The sequence below is a fragment of the Vibrio sp. TMPB1044 genome, from assembly GCF_030442075.1.
GTDB classification, from domain to species: domain Bacteria; phylum Pseudomonadota; class Gammaproteobacteria; order Enterobacterales; family Vibrionaceae; genus Vibrio; species Vibrio satsumensis.
In genome coordinates this window covers 289,865-305,093 of the sequence record NZ_JAUJED010000023.1, presented here as the reverse complement: position 1 = coordinate 305,093, position 15,229 = coordinate 289,865, and the positions used below count along the sequence as shown (strand labels likewise).

Here is a 15,229-nt window from a genome sequence, read left to right as displayed (position 1 = left end):
GTACATCTTTAGAAAATTTTGCATATTATGCACTTGGTGTCATCTTTGTTCTGCGAGATTGATCGCATTATGTGCAGCTCTGCTTAATTGTGTAATCAGTTAGTTACAATTGTGTTGTTTGGCAAAGTGTCGAAAGGGTGCGTTTAGACAAAAGAAAAGGAGACACAGTGGTCTCCCTTTGGTTTATTGCAACTCACTTTCTAAGCCATTTGTCTGTTACCGGATATTGATGGTGTTGTCTCTGCGGTCATACATGTCTGGAGTGGTATGTAAGCCACCTGCGTAACCTGCCGCTTCAAGTGTTTCTCTTACCTCACGAACATGCTCTGCGGTTACTGGTTCTTGCCTGTCTCCAAGGTACAATCGGACGAAGGTGATCAACTCAGCCAGTCTCTGATCCGATAGGACATCTTCAAAGCTTGCCATTGGCATGAAGTTTCTATCCTTGTCAAGGTAGGTCGGTTGTAAACCGCGAACAGTTACCGCAATGGTGTTGAATGGGTCGCTGTGCATGATGATACCGTTGTTCAACAGAGTAGGGGCGATAGGGTCGCGACCTTTACCATCGTCACCATGACACGCCCCACAGGTTTGACGATATGTGGCGTAGATTTCTCTGTTATACGCGGCCTCATCAAACCCTTTAGGTTGTAACGGTACTGCGTCACTAGCGATGGTGTTGTTGACGTCTCCGCTGAGAAGGTAATAAGACATCGATTCAACGTCTTCACGCGTCATCAAACTCAGACTGTTCTTTACTACGTCAGCCATACCCGCAAAAGCAGTTCCTTTGTCTGAATGACCTGTGTGTAAGAAGTCGGTGAGTATTGCTTCATCCCAACCATCGATATAGAGCTCATTGGCTGTGATATCAGGCGCATTCCAACCATCAATTAAGTTACCTTGGAAAATACGTTCTGGTATTAGAGCTTGGGCAATATTCCGTGGGGTATGGCACTCAGAACAGTGACCAAGACCTGCGACCCAATATTTGCCTTGTTGCCATTTATCGACATCATCAATTTCTCCCTTAAGTTCCTCTGGTACTTCGTAATCAATAGGGTCTGTATCCATAAAGACGATGTTCCAGCCAAGCAAACCTAGGCGAATATTGGATGGAAACATCATGCTGTTGTCATCATTGCGTCGCGGCACGGCGGTGATTGACTGCATGTATTCCCATAAATCAACCATGTCTTGGTCGGTGAGGTATTGATAAGAGGTGTAAGGCATTGCAGGGTACAGGTAACCATTCTTACCTTTACCTGCAACTAACGCGGCTCGGAAATCATCGAAGTCATAAGTCCCAATACCTTCGGTGGTGTGTGGCGTTATGTTGGTTGAATACACGGTGCCGAAAGGGGTAACAAAGGGCAGGCCGCCAGCAAAGGGTTCTCCACCTTCTGCACTATGACAAGCCACACAGTCACCGGCATAAGCGAGATATTCTCCGCGCTCAACAGATGATGCTTTCAAACTCGCGAGCCTTTGTTGCTCTACTTCACCAGCGTGTCGTATATAAGCCCCAAGCGCGAGTATTTCGTTCTCGGTGAGCTGCTTATCAAACGCAGGCATTAGGTTGTTCAAACCGTAATTGATGGTGTGCTGAATCTCTTCAATACTTCCGCCGTGAAGCCAGATATCATCGGAAAGATCAGGTACGCCAATCGCTGGATTAGCGACAGCACCATCGGCATGACAAGACGAACAGTATTTGACGAACAAGGTTTTACCGAGCTCGACTTTAATCTCCGGCACATCGGTATGACGTTGGTTGAGAGAGGCTAGATAGTAGGAGACTTTTGCCACCTCATCTGGGCGCATGATTTCACTCCAACCCGGCATAGCACCGTTCCGACCTTTAGCTATCGAATGAATCACAGCTTCATCACTGCCACCATAAAGCCATTCTTGGTCTATCAGATTGGGAAAGTGCTTTTGTCCCTGAGCATTATCTCGGTGACAAGCGGCGCAGTGAGTTTGGAACAGGATTTGACCGCTGTTAACTATCTCAGGAATAGCAGCCAACCCCTCTAGCGTGGTTTCAGTGGTTTGTGCAAATTGCTCATTGAGAGTGGTAGATGGTGAACTGAGCTTATCGTCGCTCTGCTCCCAGTCGACCAAGCCTTCCCATTCACCAAGCCCCGGGTAGAGCACCAAGTAACCGGCTGAGAGTAAGAACGCGACCGCATAACTGACAAACAGCAGTTTAGGTGGTGGTGCGTCTTTCTCTTCAATGCCATCAAAGGTGCCAATGGTGTGGTCGTGATCGGCCTTGTGATTGCTACGCCAGTATTTAACGACAACAGACACCATCAGAACAAAGAATATTAAGGTTAAGAGTACCGCCCATAGATTCCAGAATGTGCTCATTGTGATACCTCCTGTGACGTATCTTTACCCAGGCTTTGTAAATAGCGAATCAGCGCTTCACCTTTGGTTTTGCCTCTTACTTGCAAACGGGCTTCACCAATTTCTTGATCGGTATAAGGCACTCCTAAGGTACGTAACACTTCCATTTTGGCGCTGATATCATCGCCAGTCAGAGTCTGCTCAAACAGCCACGGGTAAGAGGGCATGATCGATGTCGGTACGACTTTTCGAGGATCAATTAAGTGAATAACATGCCATTGGTCAGAATACTTTCTACCTAAGTTAGTGAGGTCTGGGCCAGTACGTTTAGAGCCCCACAAGTTAGGAAACTCATAGATATCGTCTGCTTCTTGGTTCGGGCGACCATTTCGTTTCACTTCTGGCTCAAGAGGGCGAACCATTTGTGTGTGACAAACATGGCAGCCTTCACTGATGTAGATGTCTCGGCCTGCTAACTCAATAGGTGTGAGCGGCATCGCTAAACTGCCTTTGGCAATATCGTCTCCACGGACGATGCTTGGCACTACCCAAACCAATAAAGAGAAGGAGGCGACAACAACGGTAGTCAAAATCAAAATGACGATTGAATGTGTAAAGTCTTTACTCATCATTTAAGCCCCCTCATTAACGGTGTGTTTAGCGTTATGTACGGCGGGCATACGAACCGTTTTGTACAAGTTGAATGCCATTAAGAACAATCCAAGGACGAACAGCGCGCCACCAAAGAATCGTAAGAACAACCAAGGTGCTTTGAAGTCCATTGCCTCTACAAAACTGTAAATCAGTTCGCCATTTTCATTTTGAGCGAGCCACATATAACCTTCACCGATGCCTGCGACCCAAAGTGCTATCGCATAAAGAGCGACGCCGGCATGAGCGAGCCAGAAGTGCCATTTAATAAGTCGTGGTGACCAAAGATCGGTTTGGCCCCATAAGCGTGGAATGAAATAGTAGAAGACTGCTATCCCAGACATCCCAACCCAGCCTAGTGCGGCGGAATGTACGTGACCGATTATCCATTCGGTGTTGTGTGCCACCATGTTGAACCAGCGAATGGCAAGCAATGGGCCTTCAAATGTCGCCAAGCAGTAGTAGAGAATTGCTGAGAAGAAGAATAAAAGAATGTAGTCGGATTTCAGCTTTTCTTTGTTTTGAAGCAGGGTCATTGCGCTATTGAACGCACCAGCCCACGAAGGAAGCCATAGGATCAATGACATCACGATGCCGATATTCTGAATCCAGATCGGTACGGAAGAGTAAACGAGATGGTGTGTCCCTGCCCATGTGTAGAAACCGACCAAGCCCCAGAAGTGGATCACAGACAATCGGTACGAATAGATAGGTCGATCCGCTGCTTTGGGTATGAAATAGTAATTCATACCAATGATACCCGCGGTCAGTAGGAAACCAACGGCATTGTGTCCCCACCACCACTGAACTATCGCATCTTGAGCTCCTGCAAATACAGAGTAGGACTTCATCGCTAACACTGGTATCGCGAGGTTGTTGACGATGAAAATCATGGCCACGACGATGATAAAAGCCGCAAAGAACCAGTTTGCCACGAAGATATGGCTGACCTTCCGCTTAGCAAGCGTGCCAAAGAACAACACCGCATAAAGCACCCAAACCAGCACTATCATTAAGTCGATTGGCCATTCAAGCTCTGCATACTCTTTTGAGGTGGTGTGGCCTGCGGGTAGCGAAATGACTGCAAGTAACAAGATGAGTTGCCAGCCCCAAAATACCATCCATGAAAGGCTTTTGTTGAACAAGTCACAGTGGCCCGTTCGCTGGGCTATGTACAAAGAAGTACCCATTAAAATATTCACGACGAAGCCGTATATCACACCAGAGGTATGTAGCGGGCGCAGTCGACCAAATTGGAAATATTGGGAATCGAAGTTTAAGACTGGCCAATATAATTGCGCGGCGAGAATCACGCCGATGATCATACCTACAATCGCCCACACTAAGGATGCGACGATGAAGTACTTCACGACCTTAATGCTGTACTGCGTTGTCACTTGTTCCATAACAAGGCTCCTTGCCTAGAGGTTTTGAACCGCTGACTTAATTTTATTCGTTGACTTCATTTGATTCGCCGAGCGAGCTTGAATCATTACCCAGCATTGAATAGAAATAGGAAATATCACGGATATCTTGGTCTGAAAGCGTGTCGGCTTGTTGCTGCATGAGAATCGCTAAGCCACTGGTTCTTTCGCGTGTCTGATAATCTTTCAGTGAAGAGATCAGATATCCCACTTTTTGACCGCGTAGGTTCGGGTAGGGATCTTGTGTTGAAATGCCATCAACGCCATGACAGGTCATACACACTTTGGCTTTTTGTTTACCTAATTCGAATTGCTCTTTGTTAACTTCAGCAGAAACAGGAAACATGACCAACGTCATTACTAGGGTAGAAAGTGTCGCCATGGGGTTAAATTTTTTTATATTCAAACTCATTCTCGATTCCCTTGATTATGAAATGAGTAAGCTTTTTAAGATCAACGCACGAGATCAACTGGTGAAGTAGAAACGACTGGAACCCGTTATTAAGTCTCTTAAAGCTGCTTACGTTCGATTAAAGGTTATGCAGCAACCAGCATTCTCGCTACTCGCAGACTCATTTTTATTGTCAACTTTATTGGCCATTACGTATTCAGTGGCTGGATTGGATTACTCAAGGTGTTTAAAAAGCAGAGATTTCTACTAGATAAACGTGAGCGAATGATTATCTGGGAAGGAGCAAAGGTTGTGTTCGCGCTGGATTATAAGGTGAAATGTTATTTAGTCAGGGTTGAGTTGTACGAATCAAAAATAAGGCAATGTCTAAGCAAGTCAAATGGCCAATATGGACTAAACTCAGGTTAGTGACTTTTTTAAAACGGAGTTTAAAATGAGAACTGCACTGTTGTTTGTACTTTCATTGTGTTCATTTTCTATTTTCGCTGCATCGCAACTCACTGTATTTGACCATCTAGGTCAAAAGCACCAGTTAAGCCGAGAACAACTGTTACAACTTCCCCAACAAGAGATTGTTACATCATTACCTTGGGTTGATGGAGAGTTGGTTTATAGCGGTGTAACTCTGCAAACAGTGCTTGAAACAATGGATTTACCTATTACATCTCAGGTAACTTTCGTGGCGTTAAACGACTATAAAATCGCGGTGCCTAAAGAAGATTTTTATGATTATCAGCCAATCATTGCGATAAAACAAAATGGAAAATTCATGTCGGTTAGAGACAAAGGACCTTATTGGTTGATATATCCTCTTTCTTCGACGCCTGATATTGATAACACAGACTTCCATGCCAAGATGATCTGGCAGATACGCGATATTCACTTATAAGGGCTTAGTATGAAAAAGCTGTTGTCATTGACTGCCATTAAAGTCGTCGTGTTATCTTTGGCTGCGGTGGTACTCACCGTTAATATTTACAGTGTCACTCGCATTAACGACATCAACAAAAGCTTTTCGACTCGACAAAATGAAGCCACCTGGTTTGTTTTCCAGTTAGTAAAGGAATATGCCAACTTTTTGATGGTGAGCCGTTCTGAAAACATTGATTATGAAGAGTTATGGCTAGCATACGATATTACGTGGAGCCGTTTTGATATATTAATTAACAGTGCCGAGTCTTCTAATTTTATTAAGTCAGCAAACTTTAAGCCTTATTTTACTGCGGAGTTTGAGAAATTTAAGAGTTTGGAAGCTTCAATTAAATTGGTTGAACGAGGAGTGCTACCGAAGGGTTCTTTACAGAAAAAGGTCGATATTTGTTACCACACACTCGTTGGTTTTATTAACGACAAGTTTCGCTTACAAAGCCCTGTGATTGAAGAAAATACTTCAATGGTTGATAAATTAGTTATCGTCCATCTAATCAGTAGCGTGTTTCTAGTTGCCATCTTGTTGATTACAGGAATTATTTTCTATGTGGATTTCTCTATCAAAAGAAAACTCTATTCTACGGATTTTATTACAGGGTTTCGTAATCGAATCTCATTGATGAAATTTGTGAAGAATAGCTACTCAAAGGATAACAACTTTGATCTCTATTTTGTCCGAATCAGAAATCTTAGCGAAATCAATCAAAAATATGGACTTGAATATGGCGACCTTGTCGTGAGTTCGGCAGCTAAGTCTTTGACCGCTAAGATACCGGAAAGCACTATTTCATTTCGCAGTAGCGGAAGCCAATTCTTATTTTTTATTCCTGACCATTTGTATGCGAGTGATGAAATTCAGGAAAGGTTCAATGATGTGCTTAGTGATTACATATCAGCGGGAAATTTAGAGTTGATGATTGACGCTGTAGTAAGGCATAAGAAAAACATAAGCTCTAAAGACATGATGGAGTTATTGACTACCATCAAGGGATAAGATTGTTTAAAAGCTTAGTTCTAATTTCTTACTCCTCATTAATATCGATGTCTCTACCTTTGACTAGGTGTACAGCCTTACATAACAATCCTTATCTGAACGTATTTTATTCGCTTCGGATGAAACTTATGTCTGTTTAATAAACGTTAATCCCAATACACCTAATGTTTATTACTGCGCTTGATTTCTGGTGGTAGCTCAGGTTAAAAATAGATTAACAATTATTTTTGGTTCAGCGCTATGATCCTTTTGTTAGGGACCGATTTTAAAATATCTTGCTGATCTAGAATTGTTTGTGGATTATGGTCACGAACAAATTCGATAAACTCAATGTAAGTTAATGGTTGGCTGAAATAATAACCCTGTATTAGATCGCAGTTGGCTTTTCGAAGGTGATGATATTGCTCGATAGATTCGACTCCTTCCCCAACAACTAAGGTGTCACAAGAGTGGCCCAAGTTAACCATGGATTCGACCATCTTACGGTCAGCTTTGTCGGTGGCGATATTGTCGATAAAGCTCTTGTCAATTTTAAGCTCATCGACAGGATAATGAAGAAGTTGGTTAAATGCTGTGTAACCCGTACCGAAGTCGTCGAGGGAAACTTTTAAACCCAAGCTTCTAATGCTCTCGATTGTCTGTACGGTCAATTTGGTGCTTTTTACATAGCTGGTTTCAGTAATTTCAATGATGATGTTGCCAGGCGGAACTTTATAACGCTCGAGTACCTTACGAATGTTGCCGGCAAAGTTGCGATTATAGAGCTCCATCGCTGATATGTTTATGGATAATGTACCTTTGTAGTTGTGAATCTCTGAGAGCTCTTTATAGCTCTTGATTGCGGTGCTGATGACCCACATGTCGAGTTTGGAGATTAAATTGCTCTTCTCCGCGACTGGAATGAACTCATCTGGCCCTGCTTTGATATCAAAAAGAGCAGGGCAACGAATCAGACATTCCGCGCCGTCGATATGCAGTGTTTGAGCATTGAAGATAGGCATAAAACGAAGTTCAAAGTTGTCACTCTCACAGCACTCCAATAGCCTTTTCTCGATAACATCATGCCTTTCAAGTGAGTGAAGCAACTCTTCGCCATAAACAATTCGGCTCTCGCCGTCACTATGATCCTTAGCATTAATCAACATCTCATCGATACATCGGTGCCATATCTCTTCAAATTTCGGGGTATCTACGGGGAGAACACCCGTTGCAATCGAGAGCCTGAAACCATAGTAATCGAGGAAAGCCGTACCCGTGAGGGTGTTGTTAATGTTCTCAATCTCTTCATTTATTGATTGATGCCCGCCTATTTCTAAGATGGCGATGAACTGGTTTCCTCCCAGCCTTGCTAAAGAATAGTCACTGCAACTAAAGCCGAAAGAGGATTGTTGGTTTTGCAACGTTTCTCTTAGTGTTTTGGCTAGACTAACGAGTACATTGTCGCCCACCTTTGCACCGTATAAATCATTGATTTTACGGAAGTCGATAATGTCCCAACATACTAGGTAACAGTGTGGGCTCATAGAGCTTTTTAAACGAACATCAAGATGTCGAATGAACGAGCGCCTATTGGCTAACTTGGTTAATTGATCAAATTCGGCTTCGAATTTCAATTCCGTCAATGAATCAATATAGGCGTTCTTGAGTCCGTCAATTTCACTTTGTCCGGATGAGCGTTTAAAGTATCTAAGTTTGAGTCCACCAATGGAGATTTCGTGTAACAAGTCTTTGAGTGGACGGACTAATTGGTAGCGTACGACCATGTGTACGATGAGCATAATAATGAATAATATCGTTAAGCCACCAAGTAAGGTCTCCTGAGCGATGAGGGATTTTTCTGGATTGAATTTCTTTTCACGAATATTAATTTGAGCGAGAAAATGTCGACTATTCATCTCAACGTTGATGCTGTCTTTAGTTTGTTTAAAGGATTTAATAACGAATTGCGTGTTGTCAATATGCTCGGTATTTGATGATGGTTCAATTAGAAGTTGCGTATTGTCATCATCGTTATATTTGGTGAGTAAATTAGAGAGTTGTTTTAATGGGCCATCTGCAATCAATATATATCGATTCAAACTCATTTTTGCGCGTTTGTCCTGGGGGAGTAAATAAGGGTCTATTGCAGCAACATAAGCGTATCTGAGTTCACCACTCACAGAGATATAAGAAAAGCCTTCGTGGGAGAGTTCATTCTTATTGATCAAAGATGTATAGATATCGAAAACTTTCTCGTAGATATTATCGGGGATTTTTAGGCCTTCAAAAGGGTCAACTCGTAAAGTAGATAGCGTTAATTGGAATTTAGGATCAACAATATAGATATTACGTTGACCAAATTGATTTACGTGACTTTGGTTTAAGACTCGAAGTACTCTTTTTTCCAATAGGGATAAGGTGGTGTAGTCTCCGGGGTTTTGAATATATCGTAAGAACTGTAAGGATGAACCAATATCTTTTACTAGTAAAGACAAGCCGAGTTGTTCGTACTCAGCCGCAACTAGGGCGGTATTTACATCGGATTGTACTTCGTCTAAATACAGGTGTTTAGTGTGGTTAGAGGCTAAGTTATAGGTAACCACTCCGCCTATTGCAAATACGAACAATAACGTAGGAATGAGTACAAAATAGAGCTTCTTCAATAATGGCATTGATTATCTCAAACTGTCGACAATACGGTTACGGATTTGAATACTATTGGGCTCGAGTTGCTCATATAGATAGCTGCGTTCTAATACCTCTTTGCTAGGGAATAGCTCCGGATCGTTTTGATACTCTTGAGTGGTCAGTACTTTTGCTTTCGAGCTTGGAGTTGCAAACCAGGAGTCCATCGCGTTTTGAGCGGCGATCTCGGGTTGAGATAAGAATAATAGAATCGTGGTCGCTTGTGGAGATAGCTCACCGTTGTTAATTGCAGCAATACATTCCAACCATAACGTAGTACCTTCGTTAGGGACAATATAAGCCCAAGAAGCATTAGGTTCCGCATCGTTCAGTACATAGCTATCGCCTGAGTAGCCGTAGGCGAGGTTGATCTCAGCGAGACGTTCAGGTTGGTGGATATAGTCAATGACGTACTCACTGCTTTCAATATGAGGCTTTTGAGCTTGCAGGGTTTTGTAAGCTACGCGAAGTTCTTGCTCGTTATTAGTGAATGGCTCAAATTCATTTGCTAACAATGCGGTACTCACCAAATCGGTTGGTTCGTAATACATACTTATGCGACCACGGCTGTTCGCGTCTGGTTCGAGAATAGCTTTCCAAGAGGTGGGAGTGCTTACTTTGTCACTTCGATATAAGATTCCCGCTGTCCCCCAAGCATAGGGGATACCATGCTCTCCACATCCTTCAACCCACCTTGAATCGATGTTGCCAGCAATGGATTGTTGTAGTTCATGAAGGTTATGAAATAGATTCTGTTGGGCTAGTGCCTTGAGCTTTACGCTTTCTATAATCACCAGCTCAAATGCGCCCCGACGTTCGCTTAATAGCACTTCATCTCTGATCGATTCGTCAGAAAAAAACTGTTGTTTCAAAGAAATGCCGTATGTGTCACTTAATTGGGTCACGACGCTGTCAGAGAGAAATTCGTCCCAATTGTAGAGATATATGTCATTCTGTTGGCCAAATGCCGTGCCAGTCAAAATGGATGATGACACAAGAACTGAAGCATAAAGTGATTTCACTGGCGGATTCCTTTCCTACTTTACCTAACTCAATCGTAGACCAAAATTTGCGACATGGTTCAAATTTATCTCTCTAATTTCACTTCAACTTTATGCATTGCATGCAGATACCCAATTCTTGCGATCCAGTTAGAACGATAAACTAGCTTTGGTTACAAGATAATTAAGTTAAATCATGGTGATATTACGCTTTAGTGAACGAAAAGCTGAAAAAGCGCTTACATGAGGCCATAGACTTCTGATTTGGATTGATGAAAACGCGTAGTCTGTCTAATTATTTGAAAATGGGCAAATAAATATGCAATTGACCGCGTGCTTTTTCGTTAATTATGCAATAGTAAAGCATTAATTGAGCTACAAGGAAGTTAGTTTATGGATGCAGGTTTAGTTGGTGTATTTGTTACCGTGGCGATTGCCCACTTTTTGGCGTTGTTAAGTCCCGGGCCAGATTTTGTGATTGTGGTGAAGAGTGCTGTTCGAAATAAGGGAAGAAAGGCGTTAGGTGTTGCATGCGGTATTGCCAGTGCAAATGCTGTTTATATTGCTTTATGCCTAGTTGGTGTCGGCTCGATTTTGGCGGCATCCGTTTCTGTTATGATTGCATTGAAGATTATTGGTGGAGTATTTCTCGTTTATCTTGCTGTTCAAGCGATAAGAGCCAAAAAATGTAATTACAGCAATATTGATGTTGCTGAAGAAAGTACCTCCAATCAAACGACTTTTCTTAAAGAATTCGTCACGGGTTTTCTATCTGGAATTCTTAATCCTAAAAATCTTTTGTTCTACTTGAGCTTATTCACGGTTGTACTGAATAATGAGGTGGGTTTCATGTTCAAATTGGGGTTAGGTATTTGGATGACAGTGGTTGTGTTTGTGTGGGATGCCGCGATTATATTCCTTTTATCTGCACCTAAAGTCCGCCGAGAATTTACGCGTGTCGCTTACTACATTGATAAAGTGACTGGTGTCATGCTAGGCCTACTTGGCTTGACTATTGTGAAATCTGCTCTAGTACGCCATTAGATTTAATTGAATCGTAATTACTCCATAAGCTTACGTTCGTAGCTCAATATGATGTCGGTGTGCCGCGAACGTGCGCTTATTTGTTCTCTAATTAGGGATTACCAACCCTTATCTGTGGTTTAAGCCATATACTCAACGTTCTGTTGAACTCGTAAACTCTTTTGATAACGCCTAGTTTATCAATCCATACTTATTGAATAAGCAATAGTAAAGTTGCTGTTAAACACTTGTAGCACAGAGTGTTTGTGCTTATTGTAGTCAGCAATATTTAATCAATACCAGAGCTAGGCAGTATTGTGAGTTTAGAGATATATCAAGTAGATTCGTTTACAACTCAAGCGTTTAAAGGGAACCCTGCTGGGGTCTGCATCTCCAAAGAGCCATTGGATGAGTCGCTAATGTTTTCAATCGCTGAAGAGATGGCGGTATCCGAAACGGCTTTTCTTTCGCTTAGCACCATGACGCTTAAATGGTTCACTCCCGAAGTAGAAGTGAAGTTATGTGGGCATGGTACACTGGCAACTGTTCATGTAATGAAAGAACAAGGGCTGATCAATCCAGGTGATAGAGTTGTGTTCAACACATTATCAGGGGAGTTATCAGCCGCAGTTTGTGAATCGTCTATTGAGCTTGATTTCCCAAGTACTCAGTTATCATTGTGTTCCGAACCCAACCTCACGTTACTTGAATATCTTGGCTTAGAGCCGCATCAAGTCGTTTCATTCAGAGAGTTTGAGTCTAAGCAGTTAATTGAAGTTTCCAACGAACAAGTGCTATTGGAGCTTTCACCGAACTTTGATGCTTTAAAAGGCATTCAAGGACGAGGTGTTGTGGTGACAGCGCTATCATCAAATGCGGAGCTTGATTTTGTTTCTCGCTACTTTGCACCCTGGGTTGGGGTTAATGAAGATCCTGTGACTGGCTCGGCACATTGTGCATTGACGCAGCACTGGGCTGAAAAGCTAAACAAAAGCTGCTTCAGTGCTTATCAGGCGTCTCGTCGTGGTGGTTATATGTCGACAGAGTTATTAGCTAACGGGCGAATCAAGCTGATTGGTTCGGCTATTACTGTGATTAGTGGTGTGTTGAAGCTTTAGAGCTTTGTTGAATCTTTAGAGCTCAGTTGAATCTATAAAGCATTGTTGCCGTATTTTTTTGACTAACCAAGTGAGTTTTCTTAGGCCATTTATGGTTGAGCAAAACGGCTAGGGTGTAATGTTATTATTGAAGGAATCACAATGTCAGCCTTTTATCTTTCTCAAATACTCGTCGCGATTGCTATCTGTTTCGATCTTCTGTCTTTTCAGTTTAAAGAAAGGAAGAAAATTGTAACCTGTCTATTCTTTGCTGGCGTGCTTATCTCTAGTCATTTTATTTTGCTCGAGCAATGGACAGCGGCGAGTTTAATGATCATTGCAACAATCCGTTATTTAACGAGTGTATTTTCTACATCGTCTAAGTTTAAATATTTGTTCTGTTCCATGTCGGTGATCGCAACGGTTGTGACTTACTCAGGGCTGACTAGCATATTGAGCTGCTTTGCTTCCGTGTTTCAAACCTTTGCTGCCTTTAACAAAGATGACCGCAGATTAAGAGAATTGATGATCATCGGAACCAGTTTTTGGTTGGTTCACAATTACTTAGTTGGCTCGCCAACAGCGGTTCTTATGGAGGCGCTGTTTATCTGCAGTAACTTGGTGGGCTATTACCGTTTTTATTTCAGAAAGAGTGCTGCTGCTTAGGTTTTACAATGCAGTTCAAGTCCAGGTTGTTAATCAATTCAATGCTAGCTAGGAGAGCTTGATGCCAAACATTTACAATGATGTTCCTTCGTCAATGCCCAATGAAATATTCAATGACCTGCTTGCGAACGACAGTGTTCGAATCGAAAGGATATTGTCGCATGGACATAGCTCACCAGAAGAGGGTTGGTATGACCAAGATGAGAATGAATGGGTGATGGTGATTGAAGGTAAAGGTGTGATTGAGTTTGAAGATGGACGCGTTGTTACTTTATCAAAAGGGGATTACATCAACATCGCTGCACGAGAAAAGCACAAGGTCATTGGTACGGATAAAGACATGGTGACGATCTGGTTGGCTGTGTTTTATCGTTGATCTCTTGATCGAAAGCTGAGGTTGTTGAGTTTGGATTATAGAGCCTGTTGATTCAGCTGTTTATTTGCCACTTTGAAAGGGCTTAGGACAAAAAGGAGTATGTCGTGGTTAGAATTCGAAATTATCAAACGAGTGATGACAAAGCACTGTGGGAGATCTTCTTTCATACTGTACGTAATGTGAATGTTCGAGATTATTCTCAACAGCAAGTCGAAGCTTGGGCACCTAGTAGCTTTGACTTTGCGTTATGGCAAAAGCGTATGAATGGGTTACAACCCTTTGTGGCTGAGCTAGATGGTTGCGTTGTTGGCTATACTGACCTGCAACCCAATGGCCTGATTGACCACTTTTTCTGTCATCATGAATATCAAGGCAAAGGCGTCGCTAGAGCTTTAATGGAGCATGTATTTGAGGTTGGTCGGGCTCGTGGTCTCTCTCGATACTTTTCAGAGGTGAGTATTACCGCTAGGCCTTTCTATGAGCACCTTGGTTTTGCAGTCGTTAATGAGCAGCAAGTCGAAATGCGTGGCGTAAAACTCACCAATTACGTGATGGAGAAGGTAGTGCCTTCAGAGGAACGGTAATCTCATTTTTGTTACAGTTTTTGCCTGCTTTTTTGTTCTCCTCTTCGAGAAAAATCATCACTTTAGAGATAATATTCACTTCAACTAATATCAGTGAAGGAAGAAAAGTGGGTATTGAAGCTTTAGCGTTTGTGATGGACGCATTAATCACCGCATGTTGTATGTATATCGCCTCTAAAATGTCATTCGTGGTCGCAGATTTTAAATCCCTTCTTACTATTGCTGTAATCGTTGCTTTGGTGTCATTGATTCCGACAGTGGGCTGGGTGTTAGGGTTGATTCTATTTGTGTTCCTACTGGGGAAAGCGACGCACTCTAGTATTGGTGATTGCATATGGGTGGTGGTTTTCACAAAGGTGGTATCGATGGCGGCCTTTCTGATATTCGGGCGCTTGTTTATGTAATCCGGGTTCTTACTTATATAAAGGCAGGCTCGGCTAATTTGATACCGATCTTAACTTGGTATTTAAACATGAAAAGGGTGTGAACCTGTCACACCTCTAAGAACCTTTGATTTGTGTTCGTCTGTGTTATTTAGGCAGTAATACAGCGTCAATAACATGAATAACACCATTGCTCGCTTCAACATCTGCCATCACGACCTGCGCTTTGTTGATCATCACATTGCCGTGATCAATTCCTACCATTACCGTTTCACCTTGCACTGTTACGGCACTATCAAGTTTCATCACTTCAGACGCCATTATTTTTCCTGGCACCACATGATAGGTCAGTACTGCGATTAGCTTGTCTTTGTTTTCTGGCTTCAACAGCATATCAACCGTTCCTTCAGGTAGTGCAGCGAACGCTTCATCCGTTGGCGCAAACACAGTGAACGGGCCATCACCTTTCAATGTTTCAACTAAGCCTGCCGCCTTTGCTGCAGCTACCAAGGTATTGAAAGAGCCATTTTCAGCCGCCACGTCAACGATATCTTTCTTCATTCCGTGGTGATCAGCGTGAGCAAAAGCTGCAAAAAGAAGCGTCGCAACTAGCACTGACATGGTTTTGATTAGTTTATTAAACATATTGTCTTCCTTTAAGTTGTGTCCGTT

Annotated in this window: 15 protein-coding genes; 8 read left to right on the top strand and 7 right to left on the bottom strand. The window is 42.5% G+C overall.

The features are described from left to right. Window positions 1-216: 216 nt before the first annotated feature. The 4 genes from QQ041_RS17250 to QQ041_RS17235 are packed head-to-tail and all read right to left on the bottom strand — an operon-like array spanning window position 217 to window position 4,839. Window positions 217-2,373 carry a cytochrome c gene (locus tag QQ041_RS17250; RefSeq protein WP_285954593.1) on the bottom strand — a complete coding sequence of 719 codons (2,157 nt, stop codon included), beginning with the start codon at window positions 2,371-2,373 and terminating at the stop codon, window positions 217-219. Then, on the bottom strand, window positions 2,370-2,984 hold the full coding sequence (locus tag QQ041_RS17245) for a cbb3-type cytochrome c oxidase subunit II (RefSeq protein WP_146490171.1): 615 nt from the start codon (window positions 2,982-2,984) through the stop codon (window positions 2,370-2,372). Before QQ041_RS17245 ends, QQ041_RS17250 begins: the two co-directional genes overlap by 4 nt. Continuing rightward, on the bottom strand, window positions 2,985-4,409 hold the full coding sequence (ccoN, locus tag QQ041_RS17240) for a cytochrome-c oxidase, cbb3-type subunit I (protein WP_285954592.1): 1,425 nt from the start codon (window positions 4,407-4,409) through the stop codon (window positions 2,985-2,987). It lies immediately after the preceding gene. A gap of 43 nt (window positions 4,410-4,452) precedes the next feature. Continuing rightward, entirely contained in the window at window positions 4,453-4,839 is a 387-nt protein-coding gene (locus QQ041_RS17235; RefSeq protein ID WP_285954591.1) for a cytochrome c, read from the bottom strand. Window positions 4,840-5,272: 433 nt separating this feature from the next. On the opposite strand from QQ041_RS17235, the gene QQ041_RS17230 reads away from it, so the two are divergent. Both QQ041_RS17230 and QQ041_RS17225 read left to right on the top strand, forming a co-directional pair. After that, window positions 5,273-5,728 (top strand): hypothetical protein, encoded by a 456-nt coding sequence (locus QQ041_RS17230; RefSeq protein ID WP_239718955.1) that lies wholly within the window; start codon window positions 5,273-5,275, stop codon window positions 5,726-5,728. A 9-nt stretch (window positions 5,729-5,737) separates the two neighbouring features. Continuing rightward, window positions 5,738-6,763 carry a diguanylate cyclase gene (locus QQ041_RS17225; RefSeq protein WP_239718956.1) on the top strand — a complete coding sequence of 342 codons (1,026 nt, stop codon included), beginning with the start codon at window positions 5,738-5,740 and terminating at the stop codon, window positions 6,761-6,763. A gap of 221 nt (window positions 6,764-6,984) precedes the next feature. Here QQ041_RS17225 and QQ041_RS17220 read toward each other — a convergent pair whose 3' ends face one another. After that, a complete protein-coding gene (locus QQ041_RS17220) occupies window positions 6,985-9,414 on the bottom strand; it encodes a bifunctional diguanylate cyclase/phosphodiesterase (protein ID WP_285954590.1) in 2,430 nt (809 codons plus the stop codon). 3 nt (window positions 9,415-9,417) lie between these two features. After that, window positions 9,418-10,449, bottom strand: coding sequence for a PotD/PotF family extracellular solute-binding protein (locus QQ041_RS17215; protein WP_239718958.1), 1,032 nt, complete (start codon window positions 10,447-10,449; stop codon window positions 9,418-9,420). 372 nt (window positions 10,450-10,821) lie between these two features. Between QQ041_RS17215 and QQ041_RS17210 the strand changes: the two genes are divergently transcribed. The 6 genes from QQ041_RS17210 to QQ041_RS17185 all read left to right on the top strand — a co-directional run bounded on the left by QQ041_RS17210 (window position 10,822) and on the right by QQ041_RS17185 (window position 14,578). Then, on the top strand, window positions 10,822-11,472 hold the full coding sequence (locus QQ041_RS17210; protein ID WP_061017223.1) for a LysE family translocator: 651 nt from the start codon (window positions 10,822-10,824) through the stop codon (window positions 11,470-11,472). Window positions 11,473-11,768: 296 nt separating this feature from the next. Next, window positions 11,769-12,569 (top strand): PhzF family phenazine biosynthesis protein, encoded by an 801-nt coding sequence (locus QQ041_RS17205; protein ID WP_146490178.1) that lies wholly within the window; start codon window positions 11,769-11,771, stop codon window positions 12,567-12,569. A gap of 141 nt (window positions 12,570-12,710) precedes the next feature. Continuing rightward, window positions 12,711-13,214 carry a YgjV family protein gene (locus QQ041_RS17200; RefSeq protein ID WP_285954589.1) on the top strand — a complete coding sequence of 168 codons (504 nt, stop codon included), beginning with the start codon at window positions 12,711-12,713 and terminating at the stop codon, window positions 13,212-13,214. A gap of 61 nt (window positions 13,215-13,275) precedes the next feature. Further along, window positions 13,276-13,590 carry a cupin domain-containing protein gene (locus QQ041_RS17195; protein ID WP_285954588.1) on the top strand — a complete coding sequence of 105 codons (315 nt, stop codon included), beginning with the start codon at window positions 13,276-13,278 and terminating at the stop codon, window positions 13,588-13,590. A gap of 104 nt (window positions 13,591-13,694) precedes the next feature. Further along, a complete protein-coding gene (locus QQ041_RS17190; RefSeq protein ID WP_285954587.1) occupies window positions 13,695-14,174 on the top strand; it encodes a GNAT family N-acetyltransferase in 480 nt (159 codons plus the stop codon). Between the two features lie 107 nt (window positions 14,175-14,281). Next, window positions 14,282-14,578, top strand: coding sequence for a hypothetical protein (locus QQ041_RS17185; protein WP_017064710.1), 297 nt, complete (start codon window positions 14,282-14,284; stop codon window positions 14,576-14,578). Between the two features lie 126 nt (window positions 14,579-14,704). Here the strand turns inward: QQ041_RS17185 and QQ041_RS17180 are convergent, their stop codons facing one another. Further along, complete coding sequence (locus QQ041_RS17180; RefSeq protein WP_146490182.1) at window positions 14,705-15,202, bottom strand: fasciclin domain-containing protein; 498 nt, start codon at window positions 15,200-15,202, stop codon at window positions 14,705-14,707. Window positions 15,203-15,229 lie beyond the last annotated feature (27 nt).